The organism is Enhygromyxa salina (assembly GCF_002994615.1).
Taxonomy (GTDB): Bacteria; Myxococcota_A; Polyangia; order Nannocystales; family Nannocystaceae; genus Plesiocystis; species Plesiocystis salina_A.
Genome location: NZ_PVNK01000269.1, coordinates 18,967 through 40,696, shown reverse-complemented (window position 1 = coordinate 40,696; position 21,730 = coordinate 18,967). Strand labels below are relative to the sequence as shown.

Sequence of the window (21,730 nt, the reverse complement as noted above, 5' to 3'; positions counted from 1 at the left end):
GGGCGCTCACATCTGGACGGATGAATATCTCCAACACCCTCGATTTCGGGGCATATCGGGCGCTCCCAGGCTGCGAGGGCGGCGCACGGCCGACCCGGAGTGCAGCTTCGGGCCCACCCGGCTACCATCGCCCGCTCATGCCCTGGAAGGCCTTCGACTACCGCGGCGACAAAGTCTGGGTGCGCGTCCTCGACACCGGCAAGCCGATCGTTCGGCGCGAGCTCGTCGAGTTCCGCTACAAGCAAGGCGCGACCAAGTCCTACCGGACCCAGCGCGAGAACTTCGAGGAGCTCGAGGGCGAGCCCGAGATCCTGTCCGACGAGGCCTTCGGCGGACGGACCACGACCCCCTCGACCAAGCTCCGCGAGCAGCCCAAGGTCCCCGCCGACGAGAACACGATCGTGATCCACACCGACGGCGCGTGCTCGGGCAACCCCGGACCGGCCGGGATCGGCGTCCACATCGTGCGACCCGACAAGATCCGCGAGATCAGCGAGTACATCGGCGAGGCGACCAACAACGTCGCCGAGCTCAAGGCGATCCTCCGCGCGCTCGAGGACATCGGCGAGGACGAGCGCGAACGCAGGATCCATCTCTATACCGACAGCGGGTGGTCGCTCGGCGTGTTGATCGGCGGGTGGAAGGCCAAGAAGAACGTCGCGCTGATCGACAAGATCAAGGCGAAGCTGCCCGAGCTGCCGAACCTCGAGCTGCTCAAGGTCCGCGGTCACGCCGGGCAAGAGGGCAACGAAGAGGCTGACGCGCTCGCGACCAAGGCGGTGCGGATCGAAGACTCGACCCACCGCGAACGCCGACGCTGAGGCTGGCGCGGCCGCGCGCGGGACGGCCCAGACCTGGAGTCCAGTCGCGGGGTTGAACCGGGCGCGGCGCGATGCGTTCACGCGCGCCTATCGGCGAATACTCGCCCTAAGTCATTCTGCTCTTTCAATTCAGCGCTTGATTTAGGCCCAACAGCCCGTCAGGGCCCGCGGAGGCCGACCAGCCAGTTACCGTCGCTGCCGGGCCCCATGCCGCCGGGCCCGTAGGTGTCGAGGTTGAGGGCCCCGCGCCCGCCGTGAAAGTAACCATTACGCGGAACAACCGCGGCGTCGGTCCCCTCGCCGACTCGCGCGGCGCACAGCTGGGTGCCGTCGGGGGCGAGGGCGACGACCCACGGGCGCGCGGCCGTGGCGATGTCGAAGTCGTGGGTATAGCTGCCCGTGACCAACACATCTCCGTCCGCGCCGATCGCCACCCGCGGGGAGACGTAGGGCTCACCGCCGTCGTCCCACGGGAGCTGTTCGGGAGTCAGAGACCACGCGAGCTCCTGGTCCACGTACAAGAACGCGGCTCCGAAGTGGTACTGGGTCGCCGGGCCCATCATGTTGATGCCGAGCGCGACCGTGCCGTCCGGGCCGGCGGCGAGGTCCCAGATCCGCTGCTCGTAGGAGCTGCCGGGATCCGGGAGCGGGACCCCCGTCCACAGCGCCGCCCCGTCGGCGGGGTCGAGCTCGAACAGCGTCGCGTTGTAGGTCTGCCAGTCGACGCGGACGATGCCCGCGACCCACAGACGGTCTCCGGCCCCAACGGCCACGCGCCCGGCCTCGTCGAAGGACCAGCCGCCGTTGAATTCGCCCGAGTGGCTGGCGGTCCAGACCTCGGCGCCGTCGGCGAAGGCCCGGCGCTGGACCTGGATGTCGCGGTCGTTGTCGGCGACCGCGACGGTCATGGTGATCACGGGGTCGCCGCCTTCGAGCACGGCGAGATCGAGGGGGCGGTCGTCGGGGCCGTCGGCGGGGATCTCCACCCGCCAGACCGCGGACAGATCGTCGCCAGCGAAGCGCGCCAGCCAGTAGGACTCGACCGGCGCCTCGTCGACGACCATCACCTCCGTGGTCACGCCGAGCGCGAGCAGATCCCCCTGCTCGGTGATCTCGACCGCGCTGATCTGGTGGGTCTGGGGCAGCTCCAGGGTCCCCGAGTTTCCGAGCGGCGCGGTCTGGATTGCGGTCTCGAACTCGCTGTCAACGTAGCTGGCGTAACGCAGCCGCCCGATCTGCCCGGCGGCCGCGACGTCACCCGCGAGCTCGATCCGGCCCTCGGGGCTCGCCCGCATCAGCTGGACGTCAAACCAGCCCTCGGGCAGCGTGATGTCGAGCCAAAACTCGATCCCGCAGTCGGACTCGCAGGTGTTCGAGCAGCCGTCGTCGTCGTCGTTGTTGCCGTCGTCGCACTCCTCGAGGATGTCGAGGTTGCCGTCGCCGCAGTAGGGGCCCGGCTCGCCAGTCTCGGTCTCTTCGGCGCTCGACTCCTCGTCGCTGCCCGACTCGTCGGTGGTCGACTCGCTCGGGCCGTCTTCGCTGGTCGAGCTCTCGCTCGTGTCGCTCGGCGCGGCGGTCGTGTCGTCTTGGCAAGCGAGGGTGAGGCTCAGAGCGAACACGACGTGCCGAGGGTGCTGCACCTCAGCATCATGCCATGTTCTAGGAGGCCGCTGAACACGATGTGGGCCGTGTTCAACGGCCCGCGGAGGGACGCCACGCGCTCTCGCGCAAAGTCAGCACTTCGTAGCCGCCCTCGGTGACCAGGATCGTGTGCTCGGTCTGAGCGCTGAGCTTGCGGTCGGGGGTGACCGCGGTCCACTTGTCACGCAGGACCTCGCAGCCCGCCTTGCCCTCGTTGAGCATCGGCTCGATCGTGAAGGTCATCCCCGCGCGCAGGCGCACGCCCGCCCCGCGCCTGCCGACGTGGGGGACCTGCGGAGCCATGTGCATCTCGCGGCCGATCCCGTGGCCGCAAAATTGCTCGACGATCCCGTAGTTGTGCTCGCGGTGGGCGTAGTCGTAGATCGCCGCCCCGATGTCGCCGATCGTCTTGCCCGGCGCGACCTCCTCGATCCCGCGCCACATCGCGCGGCGGGTCACGTCGATCAGCCTGCGCGCGGCGTCGCTGATCTCGCCGACGGTGTACATCTCGGACGTGTCGCCAAACCACCCGTCGACGATCGTCGCGACGTCGATGTTGAGGATGTCGCCATCGGCCAAGATCTGCGGTCCGGGGACGCCGTGGCAGATGACCTCGTTGACCGAGGTGCAGATCGACTTGGGGAAGCCCTTGTAGTTGAGCGGGCCCGGGTAGGCGCCGTGATCGACGATGTACTCGTGACACAGGCGGTCGAGCTCGCCGGTCGTCACGCCCGCCTGGACGTGGGGGCGGATGAAGTCGAGGACCGAGGCCGCGAACGCACACGCGGCGCGCATGCCCTCGATCTCCTTGGTGGTCTTGACCTCGACGGACATGGCTCGGCTCGGGCGAGGATGCTCAGGCCCGCCGCGCGCGGTCAAGCCCGGCCGGACGATGTGACCCTCGTTGCTTGACCGGGCCGGGGCGGCTGCGAATCATCGCCGAGTGCGAAGCTTCGACTACGTCGTCATCGGAGGGGGCTCGGCCGGGTGCGTCGTCGCGGCGCGGCTGGCGAGCGAGAGCGACGCGAGCGTGCTGCTGCTCGAGCTCGGCGAGCGCGGCGAGGACAACCCCGAGACCCTGATCGTCGACGGCTACAAGGACGCGTTCATCAACGACCGCGTGATGTGGTCGAAGTACACGACGCCCCAGCCCGGGTGCCTCGGCAAGTCGATGTTCGTCGGCTCCGGCCGGGGCCTCGGCGGCAGCGGGGCGATCAACGCGATGGTCTACCTGCGCAGCTCGGTGTCGGACTTCGACGACTGGGGCGTGCCGAGCTGGCGCTGGTCGGAGGTCGTCGGTGACTAAGAGCGGATGGAGCGGGTCATCGATCCGCGCCCGCGCGAGCCAACGGCCTTCACCGAGGCCTGCATCGAGGCCGCCGTGGACGCGGGCCTTCGCCGCAAGCCAGACCTCGACGACGGCGACCTCGACGAGTGCCTCGGCTACGAGCGCATGAATTACCGCGGGGCCGAGCGACGCAGCTCCTACGCGGCGTTCTTGGCCCCCGCCCGCGAGCGCGGCGAGCTCGAGATCGAGACCGGGGCGCGGGTCCGGCGGGTCGTGATCAACGCGGACCGCAAGGTCGAGGCCGTCGAGTACGAGCAGGGCGGCGCGACCGTGCGCGTGAAGGTCGGGCGCGAGGTCGTGCTGTGCGCGGGCGCGGTCGAGAGCGCCAAGCTGTTGATGCTCTCGGGCGTCGGGCCGAGGTCCGACCTCCGCCGCCACGGGATCGAGGTCGCCCTCGATCAGCCCGCCGTCGGCGAGAACTTCCAGGACCACCCCAACATCTCGCTGTTTTACCGCGGTCGGCGTGAGGTCGACGCCAAGTACCCGCAGCTCTACGGCTTCGCTCGGGCCAACGAGGCCAGCGAGCTGCGCCCGGGTCAGCCCGACACCTGCTACGTGTTCTATCCGGCCCGCTCGAGCCTGCGCGAGATGATGATGCGCCTGCTCCCGACCCTGGTCTTGCCGCCCTCGCTGCGCGAGCGCTCGCCGCTGCCCGAGGGGATCCGTGGCGCCGTCTCGCTCGCGTTCGAGCGCGAGCTCGTGCGCAGCTTCGTCGCCCGGCTCTACGGGATGGTCGTGATCCTCGGCAAGCCCAAGAGCCGCGGCCGCGTGAGGCTCGGCGGACCGCGGGCCGAGGACCCGGCGCGGATCGATCCGGGCTACTTTAGCGACTCCGAAGACCTCGAGACCCTCGTCGAAGGGATCCGCCTCGCGCGGCGCATCACGGGCGCGCCCGCGCTGCGCGAGTGGGGCGCGCAGGAGCTGTTCCCGGGCCGCTGGATGACCTCGACCAAGCTGCTCGAGGGCTTCGTCCGCGCCAACGCGATGACGACCTACCACTTCGCGGGCACCTGTGAGCTGGGCGCCGACGGCCGCGGGGTGGTCGACGAGCAGCTGCGGGTCCGGGGAGTCGAGGGCCTGCGGGTCGCCGACGCCTCGGTGATCCCGGTCGTGCCGGTCTCGGCTCTCAACGCGCCGAGCATGCTGATCGGCTACCGCGCCGCCGACATGCTCCTGCGCGCGAGGCCCCAGGGCTAGCAGCCCGGGCTGCTAGTACCGGGGGACCTTGTCGTCGACCTGCTGCGACCAGGCGTCGATGCCACCGGTCACGTTGTAGACCTCGACGAAGCCCTGCGCGATGAAGTGCTGCCCGGCCCGGAGGCTGCGGTGGCCGTGGTGGCAGTGGAAATAAAGCGGCGTGTCCCGAGGCAGCTCGGTGATCGCCTCGGCCACGTCGGCGTCGAGCAGGGTCGAGCCCTCGATCATCGCGGTCGCCCGCTCGTGCTCGGTCCGGACGTCGTAGAGGTGGAGCGGGGCGCCGTCGGTCTTGGCCTGCTCGAGGCGGCTCGCGAGCTCGGTCACCGACAGCTCTTTGACCTCGGGCGGCGCGTTGGGGTTGTCGATCTTGAAGCCAGCGCCGTCGGCGGCGTCGATGAAGTCGATGCGCAGGCCCCGAGCCCGGCGCGCGCTGCGACGGTCGAAGGCCAGGCGCACGCCCGCGCTCTCGACCTCGATGTCGCCGGGCTGGCTCGGGCCAACGCTCAGATCGTTGTGGAAGCGCGCGTCGATCGTGAGCCGCAAGATGTCGCGCTCGTCGATGTCGGACCCGGCGAGGGCGGCCTTGAACTGGGCTGCGGCGGCCTCGGTGATCGTCACCTGCGGCGGCTCGGGCTCCGCGGCGCCGAGGGTCTCGCCGAGCTCGCCGCTGCCCTCGAGCTCGCGGAGGATGTCCGCCCCGCCAACGAACTCGCCGTCAACGTAGAGCTGCGGGATCGTAGGCCAGTCCGAGAACACCTTGACGCCCTCGCGGATCTCCGGATCGGCGAGCACGTCGACGGTCTCGTAGTCGTCGATCCAGCCGTCGAGCAGCTCGATGACCGAGGCCGAGAACCCGCACTGGGGCGAGCGCCGCGTCCCCTTCATGAACAGGACCACGCGGTCGCTGGCGACGAGGTCTCGGATCTTGGCGCGGGTAGGCTCGGGCAGCTCGCTCACGCGCGGCACCTTAGCAAGGTCCGCTCAAAACGCGATGCCGAGATCGATATCCAGCGTCCAGCGGGACCCGCAGTCCCCGCCGAGCTCGAGCTCGAGCTCGATGTAGTTCCACAGCAGCTGGGCGCCGCGGCCGACGCCGAGCTCATGCCCGTCGACACAGAGCACGCGCCGGCTGGCGCAGTGCTCCGTGTCGCGGGGCGGGCTGATCTAGCAGGCGTCGCCCATGTTGCCGGCTTGATCGCAGTTGCCGTCGATGACCTGCTGGTAGCGGCAGTTCGTGCCGTCTTGGTCCCACATCTCGCAGGCCGCCGAGCACTCGTCGTTGTTCGGGAACTCCATCGACATCCCGCTCTCGACGCAGACCATCAGGTAGCCAACGCAGTAGACCGAGCAGTCGATGTCCTCGCTCGGACCGGTCTCTTCGTCGGAGGTGTCCTCGCCGTTGGTGTCCTCGCCGCTGGTCGAGTCGTTGTTGGTGTCGGCGGTGGTGTCCGCGTCGCCCTCGTCGTCACCGTCGCAGGCGGCGATCGGGAGCGAGAGGCAAAGAGCGACGAGGCTGGTCGTGAAGATCTTGCTGAGTTTCATGTGATCACAGAATCGGGGGGTAGGCGCTGCGGCGCAGCGATCGCGCGAGGATATACCCAATTTTGACCACGGGGCTGTAGCCGCTTCGTCGCGCGCTCGCGCAACGTGCGTAACATGCGCAACATGCACAAACCTAGCCGCGCAGGTGGGCGACCAGCCAACCCAGACCGATCACGATCATCCACTTGAGCACCCAAAAGACCAGGAAGGTCTTGGCCACCGCGGGGCCGTAGAAGCGCAGGGCCTGCCACGCGCTCAGGCGACGGATCATCGCGTGCCAGCTCGGGCGCTCGCGCAGACGCGCGTACCACTGTGCGATCTGCGGGCGGCGGTGGCTCGACAGCGAGCGCGCGAAGCCGATCTGCTCGAGCTTCGAGAGCACCGCGGTCCACATCGCGTCGGCCAGGGTGTAGCGCGGACCGGCCAGCCACTCGCGCTCCTCGAGCGTGGCCTCGATCTCGTCGAGCAGCACGTCGACCTCGTCGACGAGCTCTTGCATGGCCACGCGATGACGGATGCCGCGATCGAGCGCGTCGAGCTCGCGACGCCTGGCCTCGTAGACCTTGCGCAGCCCGGGGTTCTTGCGGATCAGCCGACGCAGCCGCCCGCGCTGCTGACGAAGGCTCCAGCGCTGAAACCACCGAACCATGCCCTTGGTCCGGGCGTAGCCGAGCTCGCGCATGGGGAAGTGAGCCTGGACCTCGACCCAGTGCAAGACCTCGGCGCGCTCGTCGGGGTCTTCGGGGATCAGCGAGGGACCGTCGAAGTGCTCGTCGACGTGGGTGACGATCTCGACGACATCGGTCAGGATCCTGCCCTCGACCTCGAGGGTCGGGACGACCATCCGCGAGTTGAGCCGGGCGTACCAGGGCTCGAGGTTCTCGTGGGCCGGGCCGATGTTGACGGTCGTGCCGTGCCACTCGACCCCCTTCTCGGCCAGGACCAGCCGGACCTGCTGCGAGGGCAGCGAGGTCGGGAAGTGATAGAGCGTCGGGCGCTCGGCGGCGCCCTGCTCGGGCGAGCTGCGCTCGGCGGCGCCCGGGAGCTGGAGGACCTCGCCCCCTTTGACAGTGGCCTTGGCAGGGCTCAACCCGCTGACTGTAGCGCCAAACACCGAGCGGGCTGACGAAAGCAGCTCCAGCGACCGCGTCGCAGCGCTTTTGACCGTTTGAGGCGCCGGGCCTCGCGTCCCTGGCGCGTATGAGGGGGGCGCGGACCTGCGTGGCAGTCAGGGACAGACCAGGGTCAGCTCTTGCAGCACCCAGGTGTTCTGGCCGTGGTTGTGGAGGTGGAACACAACCTCATCGCCGACGCCGATCCGGAACGGGGACTCGATCTCCTCGAGGTAGACCTTGGCGGCGCCGGGGATCTCCACGCTGTCTTCCCACAGCAGCTGGCCCTCGACGTAGACCGCCACGTGGGCGAGGGCCGGCTCCGGGGCGACGAGATCGAAGTGATACATGCCCAGACCCACGGTCTGGCCGGCCTCGATCGCAACCAGGCTCGGCTGGCGCAGCGCGAGGTAGTTGCAGTAGTTGGTGTCGATCTCGAGCAGGTCATTCTCGATGTACCAACCGGCGATCCCGCACTCGACCGGATCGGGGCGGTGGTCGGCGCGCGGATCTGCGGCGGCCTCGACGGTCTGCCACTGCTGGTGATCGATGATCGAAGCCGGCTCGCACTCCGCGGTCTCGGCCGTGCCAGCGCCCTCGTCGCTGCCTGGACCGGGCTTCGTCTCGCAGCTGGCCGCGAGCGTGATCAGGGCCGCGAGCCCAAGGATTGCGCGACACGGCACAAAGCCCAGCATACACCGTGACCACGAGCGCGCCGCGTTGGCGGGAGCTACCATGCGCGGACTTCGTGCCGACCCTCGTCCTCGCCGAGAAGCCCTCCGTCGCCCGTGACATCGCCGCGGCCCTCGGAGCGACCCAGCGTCGTCGGGGCTACCTCGAGGGCGCGGGCTACCGCGTGACCTGGGCGGTCGGCCACCTCGTGGGCCTCGCCGAGCCGGCCGAGATCGACGCGGCGTGGAAGCGCTGGCGCCTCGACTTGCTGCCGATGCTCCCGCGCAGCTGGCCGCTGCGCGTGCTCGACCACGCCGCCGATCAGTACGCCCTCGTCGCGCGCCTCATGAACGCTCGCGACGTCGGCGAGATCGTGGCGGCGACCGACGCCGGGCGCGAGGGCGAGCTGATCTTCCGCTACATCTACGAGAAGGCCGGCTGCACGACGCCGTGGCGACGACTGTGGATCTCCGCGCTGACCCGCGACGCGATCCGCGAGGGTTTTCGCCGCCTCCGAGGCGGCGCCGAGCTCGACGCGCTGGCCAACGCCGCGCGAGCCCGGAGCCGCGCGGACTGGCTGGTCGGCATGAACCTCTCGCGCGCCTACAGCCTCGCCCACGATGATCAGCTCAGCGTCGGGCGGGTCCAGACGCCGACCCTGGCCATGCTCGTCGCGCGCGAACGAGAGATCCGCGAGTTCGTGCCGACCAAGTACCGCGAGGTCGTGGCCCGCTTCGCTACCGCGCCCGGGAATTTCGAGGGCACCTACCATCGGCCCTCGGAGCCGAGCCAGCCGTGGAGGCCGCCCAAGGCCGCGCTCGCGCGGCTCCCAGCCGAGGGTGACGAGGCCGCGGCCATCGTCGCCCGGGCCAAGACCGGCGCCGCCGCGATCACCGAGGTCCAGCGCACGAAGCGGAGCCTGCCGCCGCCCTTTCTCTACGACCTCACCGAGCTCCAGCGCCACGCCAACCGCCTCTACGGGTTCTCCGCCAAGCGCACCCTCGACCTCGCGCAGCAGCTCTACGAGCGCCACAAGGCCCTGTCCTATCCCCGGACCGACAGCCGCCACCTCGACCGCGAGACCGCCTCGACCCTGCCCGGAGTCGTCAACGCGATCGCCGAGGGCTACCCGGGGTTGGTCGCCGAGGGCAGCGGCCAGCGCCCGCTCGGGCGCCGCTACGTCGACGACGCGAAGGTCAGCGATCACCACGCGATCCTGCCGACCGCCGAGCGGCCCAGCCTGGCCCCAGGCAGCGATCTGTTCAAGATCTACGACCTCGTCTGTCGGCGCTTGCTGGCCGCGTACCAGCCCAACTACATCGAGGCGGTCACGACCGTCGAGACCGAGGTCGTCAACGGGCCCGAGCCCCGGATCGTCGATCGCTACCTCAGCCGCGGGACCTCCGTCGAGCAGGAGGGCTGGAAGGTCCTCGACGTCAAGCTCGGGAAGCGCAAGTCCAAGTCCAAGCAGGAGGCGAAGACCTTGCCGGGCGGGCTCGAGCGCGGGCAGCCAGCGAAGGTCAGGTCGGCCAAGGCGGTCGACAAGCAGACCGAGCCGCCGCGTCCCCACACCGAAGCCACGCTCCTGACCGCGATGGAGACCGCCGGGCGCGCGCTCTCGGACAAGCAGCTCAGCGAGGCCATGCGCGGGTCCGGGCTCGGCACTCCGGCGACCCGGGCGGCGACGATCGAGACCCTGCTGCAGCGCGGCTATGTCACCCGCGAGGGCAAGAAGGCCCTGCGCGCGAGCGACAAGGGGGAGCGCCTGATCGACGTCGTCCACGAGCAGGTCAAGAGCCCGGCGATGACCGGCGAGTGGGAGCTGGCCCTGCATCGCATGGGCGGCGACCCGGCCTCGCTCGCGGCGTTCATGACCAGGATCGAGGCCTACGTGGCGCAGGTCGTCAAAGCCGTGACCCTCACCACGGACCACGGCCTCGTCGCGGCGCCCGCCCGCGCGTCTGCGCCCTCGCCTTCCCTTTCGACCTCGACCTCGCCCTCGACCTCCCCCTCGACCTCCCCCTCGACCTCCCCCTCGACCTCACGTCAGCCTCCGAGTTCGCCCCGCGAAGCACCTCCAGCGCCGCCAGCTCGCCGGGCCGCCCCGGTCTCGGTCGCCGAGCTCCCTGCCCTGCTCGAGTCGCGCTTTGGCTTCGGCGCCTTTCGCGACCACCAGCAAGAGATCTGCGCGACCGTGACCCGAGGCGACAGCGCCCTGGTCGTGATGCCGACCGGGGCCGGCAAGTCGCTGTGCTACCAGCTGCCCGGGGTCGCCCGCGGCGGCACGACCCTGGTGATCAGCCCGCTGATCGCCCTGATCGAAGACCAGGTCGAGAAGCTGCGCGGGCTCGGGTTCGTGGCCGAGCGCATCCACTCGGGCCTCGGGCGCGTGGCCTCGCGCCAGGTCTGCCGCCGCTACCTCGACGGCGAGCTCGAGTTCTTCTTCATGGCCCCGGAGCGGCTCGGCGTGCCCGGCTTCCCCGAGATGCTCGCCAAGCGCCGACCCGCGCTGATCGCCGTCGACGAGGCCCACTGCATATCCAACTGGGGCCACGACTTTCGCCCGGACTACCGCAAGCTCGAGGCCCGCCTCCGACCGCTGACGCGCGCGGGCGTCCCGATCGTCGCGTTGACCGCGACCGCGACCCCGCTCGTCCAGCGCGACATCCTCACCCAGCTCGGGCTCGGCGACGCGGCGGCCTTCATCAAGGGTTTTCGCCGGACCAACCTCGCGATCGAGGTCGTCGAGGCCGCCAAGAACCAGCGCGCCGAGATCTGCAAGGCGCTGCTCGCCGACCCCGGCCGCCGCCCGGCGATCGTCTACGCGCCGACGCGCAAGGCCTGCGAGCAGCTCGCAACCGCGCTCCGGAGTCGACGCAAGGGGGCCTACGCGGTCGCGGCCTATCACGCAGGGATGGACGCGAAGCTCCGCGCCCGGGCCCAAGACGGGTTCTTGACCGGGGACGTCGCGGTGATCGTCGCGACCGTGGCCTTCGGCATGGGCATCGACAAGCCCGACATTCGCACGGTCATCCACGCGGGCTCGCCCGGCAGCCTCGAGGCCTACTATCAAGAGATCGGTCGGGCCGGGCGCGACGGTCTCCCGAGCCGGGCGGTGCTCCTGCATGGCTACGCCGACGCGCGGACCCACGAGTTCTTCCTCGACCGGGACTACCCCGAGCCGGCCAAGGTCGCCGCGGTCGCGCGCCTGCTCAGCGCCCGGCCGACCTCGCGCGTGGCGCTTCGGCGTCGGGCCCGGATCCGCAAGGACGCCCTCGATCGGATCCTCATGAAGCTCTGGCTTCACGGCGGGGCGCTGATCGACCCCGAAGACAAGATCCGCGTGGGCCCGGGCGACTGGCGCGCGCCCTACCTCGCTCAGCGTCACCATCGTCGCGAGCAGCTCGACCGCGTCACCCACTTCCTCGCCGCGCGTCGCTGCCGGATGCTCGAGCTCGTCGAGCACTTCGGCGATCGTGAGGATCACGGCGGCCCGTGTGGATCCTGCGACCGCTGCGATCCCGAGGCCGTGCTGGTCACCGGGGTGCGCAGCACGCCCCCGACCAAGGCCAAGCCCAGCGGCCCCAAGCGGCGGACCTCCCGACGCAAGGCGGGTGCGCGCAAGACGGGCGCCCGATCCAAGCGCGCGCGCAAGACCAGCACGCGCAAGGCCAAGACACCCGAGCTCGGGGGGGCAGCGGCGGGCACCGACCCGCTCGTCGACGCGCTCCGACAGTGGCGGCTCGACCAGGCCCGCGCCAAGGGCATCCCCGCGTTTCGGATCCTGACCAACAAGCAGCTGACCGCGCTCGCGGCCGGCGAGGCCCACGATCTCGACGCGCTGCGCGAGATCCCGGGGATCGGCGCGAAGACGGTCGAGCGCTACGGCACAGCCCTCGTCGGCGTGCTTCGCCGCCACGGTCGGCGGAGCGAGCGGCGCTGAGCGGAGCCACCGGGCTCCGCGCAATCGCTGCCCCAGACAGCCACACTGACCCGCTCGCACTTGCGCCGGCGAATTTCACTGCAATCCTCGCGCGCATGAAAGACCTCCCGGTCCCCGAAGCCCTCCAGCCCTACATGGGCATGATCGTGGCCGTGGCCACCGCCCTGCTCATCTTCCTCGTCGGGTGGATCCTCTCGAAGTCGGCCCATGGCCTCGTCACTCGCGCTCTGCGCAAGCGCAAGCTCGATGAGGCCCTCGCGCGCTTCTTGGCCGCGCTGACCCAGTACATGGTGTTGGCGGCGGCGCTGATCGTCGCCCTCGCACAGGTCGGGATCGAGACCACGAGCCTGGTCGCGCTGCTCGGCGCCGCCGGTCTCGCGATTGGCCTCGCGCTCCAGGGCAGCCTCGCGCACTTCGCCAGCGGCGTGATGCTGCTCTTGTTCCGGCCGTTCACGATCGGTGACTTCGTCGACGCGGGCGGCAAGTCCGGCATCGTCAACGAGATCGGCCTGTTCGCGACCTCGGTCACGACCTTCGACAACCACCGCGTGACGATCCCCAACGGCTCGATCACCGGAGGCCCGATCACGAACTACACGATCCTCGGCAAGCGCCGGGCCGTGATCAACGTTGGCGTCGCCTACGGCAGCGACATCGACGAGGTCTCCGCGATGCTGCTCGAGGCCGTCACCCCGATCGAGACGGTGCTCGACGACCCCGCGCCCGCGGCCGTGTTCGTCGAGCTCGGCGCCAGCTCGCTCGACTTCGCCGTGCGCGTGTGGGCCGAAAACGAGCATTTCGGCGCGATGCAGCACACCGCACGCAAGGCGGTCTACGATCGCCTCAACGCCGCGGGCATCGACATCCCCTTCAGCCAGATCGTCGTCCACCAGGCCGAGGCGGCCGCGTAGCGAGACAGCCAGAGCTGGGGCAAGAAGCGACACCGCTCGGCTGCGTTCGATGCCTCTGGGTCGTGGTGGGTTTCTCAGCAGCCTGCTAGCTTTGTCGCCATGCATCGCTCACTTGCCATGGCCCTCGCAGCGTTCACCACGATCGCCTGCGCGAACGAGGGCGAGGCAGACGGAGCGAGCAGCGCGACCGACGAGTCGAGCGGGAGCTCCGGCGCCGACGCGGAGGCCGGCACCTCCTCCGCCGACGGCGACCCCGACGCGGGCACCGAGGGCGGCTCCGAGGGCGCGGGCGAGGGCACCAACGACGGGGGGAGCGACACCGGTGAAGAGCTCCCGCAGTGGGCCAAGCTGATCCGCAGCGACCCCTACCCCCGCTTGGTCATCGAGCTCGACTGGACGCCGGGCTTCGAGCCGCAGCCCGAGGTCGCCGACGACATCCTCGCGCTGTTCTCGACCCTGCTCGACAAGCCCGGGGGCATCGAACTCGTCATGGACGAGGTCATCACCGCCAAGGGTGAGGGCGCGTGGACGAGCAGCGATCGGGTCGCGGCGGCCCAGGAATACCGCACCCTCGAGATCGCTGATGACGCGATCAAGGTCCACGTCATGTTCGTCGATGGTCACGCCGCGGAGGACGACGAGATGTCTGGCGCGATCCTCGGCTACGCCTGGGGCACGACCATCATGATGTTCAAAGACACGATTCAAACCAGCTGCGCGAACGCGGTCCTCGGGCCGCTGCAAGACCAGCTGTGCCGCGACACCGAGTACCTGATCTGGTCGCACGAGTTCGGCCACGTCATCGGGCTCGTCGACAACGGGCTGCCGATGGTCATGGACCACAAAGATCCCGTGCCCGAGCACGGCGATCACGACGAGAACTCGGACTGCGTCATGTACTGGGCGTACACGAGCACCGACGCCCTCGACTCGCTGGTCGACCGGCTCCTGGCCAACGAGCCGCCGATCGAGTTCGACGACGCCTGCCTCGCGGACATCGAAGCGGCGAAGCAGTGAGACCTTGGCTCACTTGCGGAACACGAGCATGTAGTTCTCGTCGAAGGGCACGTCCTCGATCTCGCGCTCGAGCACGAAGCCCTCGGCCGTGACCTCGGCGACGAGGGTGGCCTGATCCTGACGCACGTGCTTCATCATCTTCGCCGAGGTCTCGCCGGGGATCCGGTCGAACTCGACGATGATCAGGCGCCCCTCGGGTCGCAGGGCCTCGTAGAGGCTGCGCACGTAGACCGAGGGGTACTCGATGTGGTGGTAGACGTCGCACATGAACATCAGGTCGACGGAGGCGTCGGCGAGGCCGACGGCGGTCGGCGTGGCCTCGACGACCTCGACCTTGGTCAGGCCCTCGGTCTCGGCCCGGGCGCGGAGGTGGTCGAGAAAGGCCGGGACGATGTCGACCGCGTAGACCGTGCCCGTCTCGCCCACGCCGGCGCTGAGCGCCGACATGAACGCCCCCGTGCCCGCGCCGATGTCCGCGACGACCATGCCCGGCTCGAGCTCGAGCGCGGCGACGATCGGGTCACGCAAGGCGATGACCTCGCGACGCTCGCGCTCGAGCGTGTCGGTCCAACGCTCGACCGCGCCGTCTTCGAAGTAGCGATCGTTGACCCCGGGCCGGACGCTGCGTCGCTCGGGACTCGCGCTGGCCTCGACCCCCGCGCCCGCTGCGGTCGGCTCCACGCTCGTCGCGGGGCTCGGCGCGCAAGCCAGCGACGCGATCAGGACGCCCAGGGTCGGACCGAGTCGGGGACGCATCGCGGCATGGTAGCGCCCCGACGGTCCGAGCAGGAGACCGGGCCTGAGCGACGCCCGCGGGAGCCTCGGCGACACCCGGCGCTGGCCCTTGTCAGCGTCGGTCCTGCGATCCATGCTCGGCGGCCCATGACCGATCAGCTCCAGGACGCGGTCCTCGCCCTCGTCGAAACCCACGGCGACGCAGGCGTGACCATGGGCAAGATCGTCGACCGCCTCGTCGGCGACGGCGCGTCGGAGCAGGCGGTCGAGCTCTCGATCTGGCGCCTGATCCAGGCCCGGCGGCTGACCCCCCACGGCTTCGTCTGTCGCAAGGTCCGCAAGCCGAGCCAGAGCGGGCAAGGGGGCGAGACCCGAACCTACGAGTTCGTGCTGATCTCCTGGTCGCCAGCCCTCGACGCGCAGCTCGATCTCAACCTCGACGTCGCGGGTGGGTCCTGATTTCACGATCACCTGAATAAACGTCGTTTATCTGGGTTTAATCAGGGCATTTAAAATTGTGAGCGAGGCCGAAAGGGTCGCACAGCGGCCCGACGCGCCGGGCTTGTTCGTCGCGCTCGCGCCGATGGACGGGGTCACGGACGGCAGCTACCGCGAGGTCCTCAGCGCGCTGTTTGGCGGGCGCTCGGGCATCAGCCTGTGCGTGTCGGAGTTCGTCCGGGTGATCCATCAGCCGGTGCCCGAGGCCGTGTTCCTCCGTCACTGTCCGGAGCTCGACCACGGCGGGCAGACCCGCGCGGGTGTGCCCGTGTTCGTCCAGCTGCTCGGCGGTGAGCCGCGCTGGATGGCCGACGCAGCCCTCGTCGCGGCCAGGCTCGGGGCCCCGGGCATCGATCTCAATTTTGGGTGTCCGGCCAAGACCGTCAACAACTCCGACGGCGGCGCGAGCTTGCTCAAGCAGCCGCGCCGCGTGGAGGCGGTCACGCGCGCGGTCCGGGCCGTAGTCCCCGAGGCGATCCCGGTCACGGTCAAGGTTCGCGTCGGCTGGGACGACGCCGCGGCCATGGTCGACATCGCCAGGGCCGCCGAGCAGGGCGGCGCGAGCTGGCTGACGATCCACGGGCGCACGCGCAAGCAGCTGTACAAGCCGCCGGTCGACTGGCGCGCGATCGGCCGCGCGCGCGAGGCCGTGGCGATGCCGGTCGTCGCCAACGGCGACCTCTTCGACCTCGACGCGCTCCGGCGCTGCGCCGAGCTCAGCGGGTGCTCGGCGTTCATGATCGGGCGCGGGGCGATGGGCCGGCCAGAGCTGTTCGCCCAGGCCCGCGGCTGGCGGACCCGGGCGCTGAGCACCGAAGACATGCGGGCGCTGCTCTTGGCCTACGTTGGCCAGCTGCTCGAGGACGGCGCGAGCGAGCACCGAGCGCTCGGGCGGCTCAAGCAGTGGCTGCGGATGGGCGGGATGTTGCGGGGGGATCTGGGCCGATGGTTCGAGGTGATCAAGCGGCTGCAAACCCTCGACGCGGCTCGGCAGGTGCTCGTCGCCGCGACGCCGCCGTGCCCGGGCTGAAGCCGGCGCCCGCGATCACTCGGCCAAGGGGTCTCGGTAGATCTCATCGACGTCGAGCGAGGCACCCACCGAGGCGAGCTCGACCCGCTGCCCGGCGACCGCCTCATAGAGCTCCCAGCGACCGGCTTCGTTACGGCGAAACACCTCGATCCGGGGCTCGTGCTGCGACATCAACACGTACTCTTTGAGCGACGCGAGCTGGCGGTAGTGGGCGGCTTTCTCGCCGCGATCGTGAGCCTCGGTCGAATCCGAGAGCACCTCGATGATGAGCACCGGGTTGACGATCGCGTGGGTGTCCTCCTCGTCGCGCTCGAGGTGGCCGCAGGCCACGCTCACGTCGGGGTAGGTGGTCAGACCCGTCTCGCGGATGCGCACGCGGACATCGGAATTGAACACCCGGCAGGGCCGGCCACGCAGCGCGTTGCCGAGCGCAACGGTGATCGCCGCAGCGAGCGCTCCGTGCTCCGGCGTGCCGCCAGCCATGGCGAACACCTCTCCGCGGAGATACTCGTGGCGCGTGTCGCTCACCGCCTCGGCGGCGAGGTAGTCGGCGTGGGACATGCGTGTTGCTGCGACATGCGACATCGTGCACGCCAGTATAGCGCCGGCTGAGGCCGGCGAGCGGGCGCCGACCTGGAGGCACGCGCGGGGGCGTGAGCCCGCGGGGGTGGTGTAGAGTCGCGACCTGCTGATGCCGAGCCCCCGCGTCCTTCGAGATCGAGATGTCAATCGCCCGCGCCCGATCTACACGGTCTGGGAGATCACGCTGCGCTGCGACCACGCCTGCGCCCACTGTGGCTCGCGCGCGGGCCCGGTCCGTGACGACGAGCTCGACACCGCCGAGCTGCTCGCGGTCGCCGACGCGCTCGTCGAGCTCGGCAGCCGCGAGGTCACGCTGATCGGCGGCGAGGCCTACCTACGCAGCGACGTCTACGAGCTCGTCGAGCACCTCGCCAAGGCGGGCATCCGCGTGACCATGCAGACCGGCGGCCGCGGGCTCACGGCCGCCCGAGCCCAGCGTCTGCGCGACGCGGGCCTGGCCGCGATCGGCGTGTCGATCGACGGGACCGAGACCGTCCACGACACCCTCCGGGCCAGCCCCGGCAGCCACGCCGCGGCGATCCGAGCGATCGAGAACGCCCGCGCGGCCGGGATGATCGTGACCAGCAACTCGCAGATCAACCAGCTCAACATGCACGAGCTGCCCGAGATCGCGGCCGAGCTCGAGGCCGCCGGGGTCCTGGTCTGGCGCGGGCAGCTGACCGCGCCGATGGGCCGGGCCGCCGACCACCCCGAGTGGATCATCCAGCCCTACATGGTCCTCGACATCATCGACACCCTCGCCAAGATCCAGGCCGAGGCCGCCGCGCGCGCCGAGGCCCGCGGCGTGTCGGAGATGGCGTCGTTTCGGGTCACGCTCGGCAACAACCTCGGCTACTACGGTCGCCACGAGCAGCTCCTGCGCTCGCGTCCCGATCGGCGCGACCGCTTCTTTCCTGGGTGCCAGGCCGGTCGCTACGTGCTCGGCATCGAGTCCGACGGCACCGTCAAGGGCTGCCCCTCGCTGCCGACCGCCCCCTATCAAGGCGGCAACGTCCGCGAGCTGAGCCTCGAGCAGATCTGGGAGGGCGAGGCGCTCCGCTTCACCCGCGATCGGACCACCGACGAGCTGTGGGGCCACTGCGCGAGCTGCTACTACGCCGATGTCTGCCGGGCGGGGTGCTCGTTCACCAGCCACAGCACACTGGGGCGCCGGGGCAACAACCCCTTTTGCTACTACCGGGCCGACAAGCTGCGCAAGCAGGGGGTCCGCGAGGTGATCGTGCATGCCCGGCGGGCGCCCGGTGCCCCCTATGACTTTGGCGGCTTCGAGCTGCGCGAGCAGCCGTGGTCGGACGAACTCCCCGCGCCGCGGCGCTCACTACCAGTGCTGTCCTAAGTGCCGGAGGTCTCGGGCACGCCGTACTCCGGCTCGCCGACGGTGTCGGTCTCGGAGCCCATGTCACCAGAGGTCTCGGCGTCCATCCCGGTGTCGGTGTCGGTGTCGATGCCCGTGCCCGTGCCCGTGGCCATGCCCGTGCTGGTCTCTTCCAGCCCGGTGTCGGGCACCCCGTAGTCCGGCTCGCCGACCCATGGGCAGCCGGCCATGGCCAGGCCCATGAGCACGACGGGGATCCCGGTGGCGGTCGCGCGCAACGACGCGCTGCAGTGGGGGCACTCGCGCTCGTCGGCGAGCACGTGGGAGTGACACGAGGGGCAGGGGGTCAGACGAGGCATGGGTAAACTCCGGAGGCGAGCCCGAAGTATGACGCACTTCGGCCCGTCCGTGTCGATTCTGTTTGCATCGGGCGACGGCCAAGGCGACGAGGTGCGCGAGGCGCAGCCCCGAGTCAGGGCGCCAGATCGCGTCGGGGCTGCAGACCACAAAACGTGGCCAGCAGCCCCTGCGGATGTTCGAGGCTCCAAGCCTCCGGTCGGTCAGCCCTTGGGCGCGGTGACCTCTTGCTCGAGCACCCGGGTCCCGACCGGCATGTTCACCGACGTGTCCTTCTCGAGGGTCACGATGATCTTCATGCGGTCGTCGGAGAAGGTCGCGTCGAGCGTACCCGTGCGCTTCTTCTCGCTGTACTCGAGAATCCCGAGCTTGTGGGGGTCCTTGCCGTCGGACTGCGCCCACACCACGTAGCTGCGGAACGACGAGTCAATGCGCTCGGGCGGCGCGAGGTGAGTAAACTCGAGCTTGATGGTCCCGTTGCCGGTCTTGTCGACCGCGAGCACGAGCTCGGCCTGTCCGGCGTGGGCGGGCGACTTGGTGTCGAACTCGTATTTTTGCTTCTTGCAACCACCCAGGAGGGGCAGCGCGAACATGGTCAAGATGAGTAGAGAGCGCGAGCGGCGTTTCATGCGGCGGGACCATAGCAGCGCTTTCGCGCCTGTCAGCCCGTGCAAAGCACAACGCCGAAAATCGCGAAACCGCGCAATGCACGCGTCAGCGCTGGGGCGCGACGATGACCTGCTCGAGCACGCGCGTGCCGGTCGGCGTGGCGACGAGCCCGTCCTTCTCGAGGGTCACGATGACCTTCAGCCAGTCGTTGGAGAAGGTCGCGTCGAGCGAGCCCGTGCGCTTCTTGGCGTCGTAGACGACGATGCCCAGCTTGTAGGGATCCCTGCCGTCGGAGGTCGCCCAGACGACGTAGCTCTGGAGGCTCGGGTCGATGCGCGAAGGCGGCGCGAGGTGCTCGAACTCGAGCTTGATCCTGCCGTTGCCGGTCTTGTCGACCCAAAGCGCGAGCTCGACCTCTCCGGCGTTGGCCGGCGGGCTGGTCTCGAACTCGTAGGTCCTCTTGTTCGAGCAGGCGCCGAGCGGGAGCAGCGTCAGCAGCGTCAGCAGAGCGCAAACGACGGAGGCAGGCGCGCGATGTCCCATGCGGCCGGGACCATAGCAGTGGTTGTGCGGCTGGCCGCGCGCACAAAAGGGCTGCTCACCCCGGGGCTGAGCGCAGCATGGTTGCGGTGTTGCGCGGCAGCGCCGGGACTGGGCGCTCAGGCGCCACAGGGCGCGAGCCCTTCGAGACGCAGATCTTCGCTGTCGTCGATGCTCACGAAGCTCGTCCCGAGCCCCTTGGCTTGAGCGCTGACCCGCTTGCGGACCTGCTTGCCCATCGAGCCCGTCGCCGCCGTGGGGTGCGGGTAGGGAGTGCGCTTCATGTACGCCGGATGAAAGACCACGTCCGCGACGCAGGCCCGCGTCTCGCCGGACGCCCATTTTGCGCGCAGAACCCCGGTCTGCCTCGGGATCGCCCCTGTGTGCTCGAACAAGAAATTCCCCAGGGAGTAGGCGATGAGCCCGGCGCCGTAGCGCTCGATGCCCTGGAGCACGTGCGGGTGATGGCCGACGACCATGTCGACGCCGCCGTCGATCAGCTCGTGCGCGACCCGCTGCTGGGCGCCGCTCGGGGTCTCGGCGTACTCGTCGCCCCAGTGGAGCACGACGATGATCAGATCGTGGTCGGCGCGGGCCTGCTGCACGAGCGGGAGCAGCTCGGCAGGCATGTCGCGCAGGGCGAGGTAGGGCACCTGCGGCTTGTCCTCGCGCGGCTCCTCGGTGCTGACCGGCGTGTTGATCCGGTTGGTGGCCGAGATGAACCCGAGCCGCCAGCCCTTGGCCTCGAGGCTCTCGACCCGAAAGCGCGGGGCCTCGGTCCGGCTCGCGCCGATCGGGAAGATGCCTTCTTCGCTCAGGACCTTGGGGGTTTGGAGCTGACCGTCGACGCGCAGATCGAAGTAGTGGTTGTTGGCCAGGGACATGACCGCGAACCCGGCGTCGGCGAGCATGCGGACGTCATCGCGGCCGCCGCCGAAGCGGATCTTGCTGCCGATCGGCGACTTTTGCGGGAGGGTGTCGAGGACCGGGGTCTCGAGGTTGCCGACGAGCACGTCGCTGCGCAGCTGGGCCTCGACCTCGGCGAAGGGCCCGGCGAGGGGGTGCTTCTCGGTCACCTTGTCGGGCTCGACGATCGGGTCGAAGGCGTTGCCCTCGCGGTAGCGGCCAAAGATCACGTCGCCGACGAAGGTCAGCTCGAGCGCGTCGGCCTTGGCCTCGCGGGCTCCGACTGCGCCCTCGGTCGCGCCGGCCTCGCCGGCCTCGCCGATCTCGCCGGTCTCGCTCGGGTAGGCGCGGCTGCACTGATCGAGCAGCCAGGGGAACTCGCTGTCGCGGTCGCGCAGCAGCAGCGTCACGCACACGGCCGCGGCGATGCTGGTCTCGCGCTCGCAGCCCTCGATGTCGCGCTCGCGGGTCTGCTGGAGCTGGGCCATGCGAGCCGCGCGTTGCTCGGGGTTGCCCTCGACCGAGATATAGAAGGTGGCGACCTCGTCGATCATCTCCTCGCACACGGCCTGCTTGTCGGTCGGGAGCTCGTTCGGCATCCGGGGGTCGACGCGCTGCTTGAGCTCGCGAGCCTGCCGCTCCCAGTCGGGCTGATCGTCGATGCCGCGGGGATCGTTGTTGCCGACCCGGGGCCCGACCTCGTTGCTGGGGTTCTTGCCGCTGTTGGTGCCGTTGCTGTCGCGGATGCAGGCGCCGCCGACGAGGGTGAGGCACAGCGCAGCGCAAAACGGCAGGGAGCCGAGCGGCAGGGAGCCGAGCGCCAGAGAGAAGGGGCGGAGCATCGGGCGAAGGGTAGCGCACGGGCCCGGTGAGGCTCCACCACTGCCGGTCCCGAAAACGACCAGACGCGAGGGGCCGGACACGCTACACACG

At 69.8% G+C, this 21,730-nt stretch carries 21 protein-coding genes and 1 pseudogene; 9 read left to right on the top strand and 13 right to left on the bottom strand.

All coding sequences use genetic code 11. The features are described 5' to 3' along the window. Nucleotides 1–137: 137 nt before the first annotated feature. Nucleotides 138–821: a ribonuclease HI gene (locus ENSA5_RS38580; RefSeq protein ID WP_181198343.1), complete on the top strand. Its 684-nt coding sequence runs from the start codon at nt 138–140 to the stop codon at nt 819–821. A gap of 158 nt (nt 822–979) precedes the next feature. Here ENSA5_RS38580 and ENSA5_RS31200 read toward each other — a convergent pair whose 3' ends face one another. Next, complete coding sequence (locus ENSA5_RS31200) at nt 980–2,440, bottom strand: PQQ-binding-like beta-propeller repeat protein (protein WP_181198342.1); 1,461 nt, start codon at nt 2,438–2,440, stop codon at nt 980–982. Nucleotides 2,441–2,513: 73 nt separating this feature from the next. Next, entirely contained in the window at nt 2,514–3,296 is a 783-nt protein-coding gene (map, locus tag ENSA5_RS31195; protein ID WP_106395368.1) for a type I methionyl aminopeptidase, read from the bottom strand. Between the two features lie 109 nt (nt 3,297–3,405). Between map and ENSA5_RS39490 the strand changes: the two are divergent. Beyond that, nucleotides 3,406–4,233, top strand: a pseudogene (locus ENSA5_RS39490) (GMC family oxidoreductase); the annotation flags it as partial. A gap of 165 nt (nt 4,234–4,398) precedes the next feature. After that, complete coding sequence (locus ENSA5_RS39485) at nt 4,399–5,007, top strand: GMC oxidoreductase (RefSeq protein WP_308726584.1); 609 nt, start codon at nt 4,399–4,401, stop codon at nt 5,005–5,007. Between the two features lie 12 nt (nt 5,008–5,019). Here the strand turns inward: ENSA5_RS39485 and grxD are convergent, their stop codons facing one another. The 5 genes from grxD to ENSA5_RS31165 all read right to left on the bottom strand — a co-directional run bounded on the left by grxD (nt 5,020) and on the right by ENSA5_RS31165 (nt 8,344). Further along, nucleotides 5,020–5,955, bottom strand: coding sequence for a Grx4 family monothiol glutaredoxin (gene grxD / locus ENSA5_RS39615; RefSeq protein ID WP_106395400.1), 936 nt, complete (start codon nt 5,953–5,955; stop codon nt 5,020–5,022). 33 nt (nt 5,956–5,988) lie between these two features. Beyond that, nucleotides 5,989–6,129 (bottom strand): hypothetical protein, encoded by a 141-nt coding sequence (locus ENSA5_RS38575; protein WP_181198340.1) that lies wholly within the window; start codon nt 6,127–6,129, stop codon nt 5,989–5,991. Between the two features lie 42 nt (nt 6,130–6,171). Continuing rightward, nucleotides 6,172–6,549 carry a hypothetical protein gene (locus tag ENSA5_RS31175; protein WP_106395365.1) on the bottom strand — a complete coding sequence of 126 codons (378 nt, stop codon included), beginning with the start codon at nt 6,547–6,549 and terminating at the stop codon, nt 6,172–6,174. Between the two features lie 133 nt (nt 6,550–6,682). Continuing rightward, nucleotides 6,683–7,639 carry a glutathione S-transferase family protein gene (locus tag ENSA5_RS31170; RefSeq protein WP_146156305.1) on the bottom strand — a complete coding sequence of 319 codons (957 nt, stop codon included), beginning with the start codon at nt 7,637–7,639 and terminating at the stop codon, nt 6,683–6,685. A 138-nt stretch (nt 7,640–7,777) separates the two neighbouring features. Then, on the bottom strand, nt 7,778–8,344 hold the full coding sequence (locus ENSA5_RS31165) for a hypothetical protein (RefSeq protein ID WP_146156304.1): 567 nt from the start codon (nt 8,342–8,344) through the stop codon (nt 7,778–7,780). Nucleotides 8,345–8,409: 65 nt separating this feature from the next. Here ENSA5_RS31165 and ENSA5_RS31160 point away from each other — a divergent pair, with 65 nt between their 5' ends. From ENSA5_RS31160 to ENSA5_RS31150, 3 genes are all read left to right on the top strand, one after another. Continuing rightward, nucleotides 8,410–12,276, top strand: coding sequence for a DNA topoisomerase 3 (locus ENSA5_RS31160; RefSeq protein WP_106395362.1), 3,867 nt, complete (start codon nt 8,410–8,412; stop codon nt 12,274–12,276). Nucleotides 12,277–12,371: 95 nt separating this feature from the next. Further along, on the top strand, nt 12,372–13,187 hold the full coding sequence (locus ENSA5_RS31155; RefSeq protein WP_106395361.1) for a mechanosensitive ion channel family protein: 816 nt from the start codon (nt 12,372–12,374) through the stop codon (nt 13,185–13,187). Nucleotides 13,188–13,286: 99 nt separating this feature from the next. Then, entirely contained in the window at nt 13,287–14,204 is a 918-nt protein-coding gene (locus tag ENSA5_RS31150; RefSeq protein ID WP_146156303.1) for a hypothetical protein, read from the top strand. A 9-nt stretch (nt 14,205–14,213) separates the two neighbouring features. Here the strand turns inward: ENSA5_RS31150 and ENSA5_RS31145 are convergent, their stop codons facing one another. Beyond that, a complete protein-coding gene (locus ENSA5_RS31145; RefSeq protein WP_181198339.1) occupies nt 14,214–14,960 on the bottom strand; it encodes a class I SAM-dependent methyltransferase in 747 nt (248 codons plus the stop codon). A gap of 126 nt (nt 14,961–15,086) precedes the next feature. On the opposite strand from ENSA5_RS31145, the gene ENSA5_RS31140 reads away from it, so the two are divergent. Further along, entirely contained in the window at nt 15,087–15,398 is a 312-nt protein-coding gene (locus ENSA5_RS31140) for a hypothetical protein (protein WP_106395358.1), read from the top strand. A gap of 58 nt (nt 15,399–15,456) precedes the next feature. Beyond that, complete coding sequence (locus tag ENSA5_RS31135; RefSeq protein WP_106395357.1) at nt 15,457–16,467, top strand: tRNA dihydrouridine synthase; 1,011 nt, start codon at nt 15,457–15,459, stop codon at nt 16,465–16,467. A 15-nt stretch (nt 16,468–16,482) separates the two neighbouring features. On the opposite strand, the gene ENSA5_RS31130 is transcribed toward ENSA5_RS31135, so the two are convergent. Beyond that, nucleotides 16,483–17,028 carry a Uma2 family endonuclease gene (locus ENSA5_RS31130; RefSeq protein ID WP_258183074.1) on the bottom strand — a complete coding sequence of 182 codons (546 nt, stop codon included), beginning with the start codon at nt 17,026–17,028 and terminating at the stop codon, nt 16,483–16,485. 130 nt (nt 17,029–17,158) lie between these two features. On the opposite strand from ENSA5_RS31130, the gene ENSA5_RS31125 reads away from it, so the two are divergent. After that, on the top strand, nt 17,159–18,406 hold the full coding sequence (locus ENSA5_RS31125) for a radical SAM/SPASM domain-containing protein (RefSeq protein WP_106395355.1): 1,248 nt from the start codon (nt 17,159–17,161) through the stop codon (nt 18,404–18,406). Here ENSA5_RS31125 and ENSA5_RS38570 read toward each other — a convergent pair. The 4 genes from ENSA5_RS38570 to ENSA5_RS31110 form a co-directional block, all read right to left on the bottom strand. Further along, nucleotides 18,403–18,744 carry a hypothetical protein gene (locus ENSA5_RS38570; RefSeq protein WP_181198338.1) on the bottom strand — a complete coding sequence of 114 codons (342 nt, stop codon included), beginning with the start codon at nt 18,742–18,744 and terminating at the stop codon, nt 18,403–18,405. The two genes, ENSA5_RS31125 and ENSA5_RS38570, sit on opposite strands and share 4 nt — an antisense overlap. A gap of 201 nt (nt 18,745–18,945) precedes the next feature. Beyond that, nucleotides 18,946–19,371, bottom strand: a complete 426-nt coding sequence (locus ENSA5_RS31120; protein ID WP_146156302.1) for a hypothetical protein — start codon at nt 19,369–19,371, stop codon at nt 18,946–18,948. Between the two features lie 85 nt (nt 19,372–19,456). Then, the gene (locus tag ENSA5_RS31115; RefSeq protein ID WP_106395353.1) at nt 19,457–19,894 is read right to left on the bottom strand and encodes an anti-sigma factor; all 438 of its coding nucleotides are present in this window, start codon (nt 19,892–19,894) and stop codon (nt 19,457–19,459) included. Nucleotides 19,895–20,010: 116 nt separating this feature from the next. After that, nucleotides 20,011–21,639 carry a CapA family protein gene (locus tag ENSA5_RS31110; protein ID WP_106395352.1) on the bottom strand — a complete coding sequence of 543 codons (1,629 nt, stop codon included), beginning with the start codon at nt 21,637–21,639 and terminating at the stop codon, nt 20,011–20,013. Between the last annotated feature and the right edge of the window lie 91 nt (nt 21,640–21,730).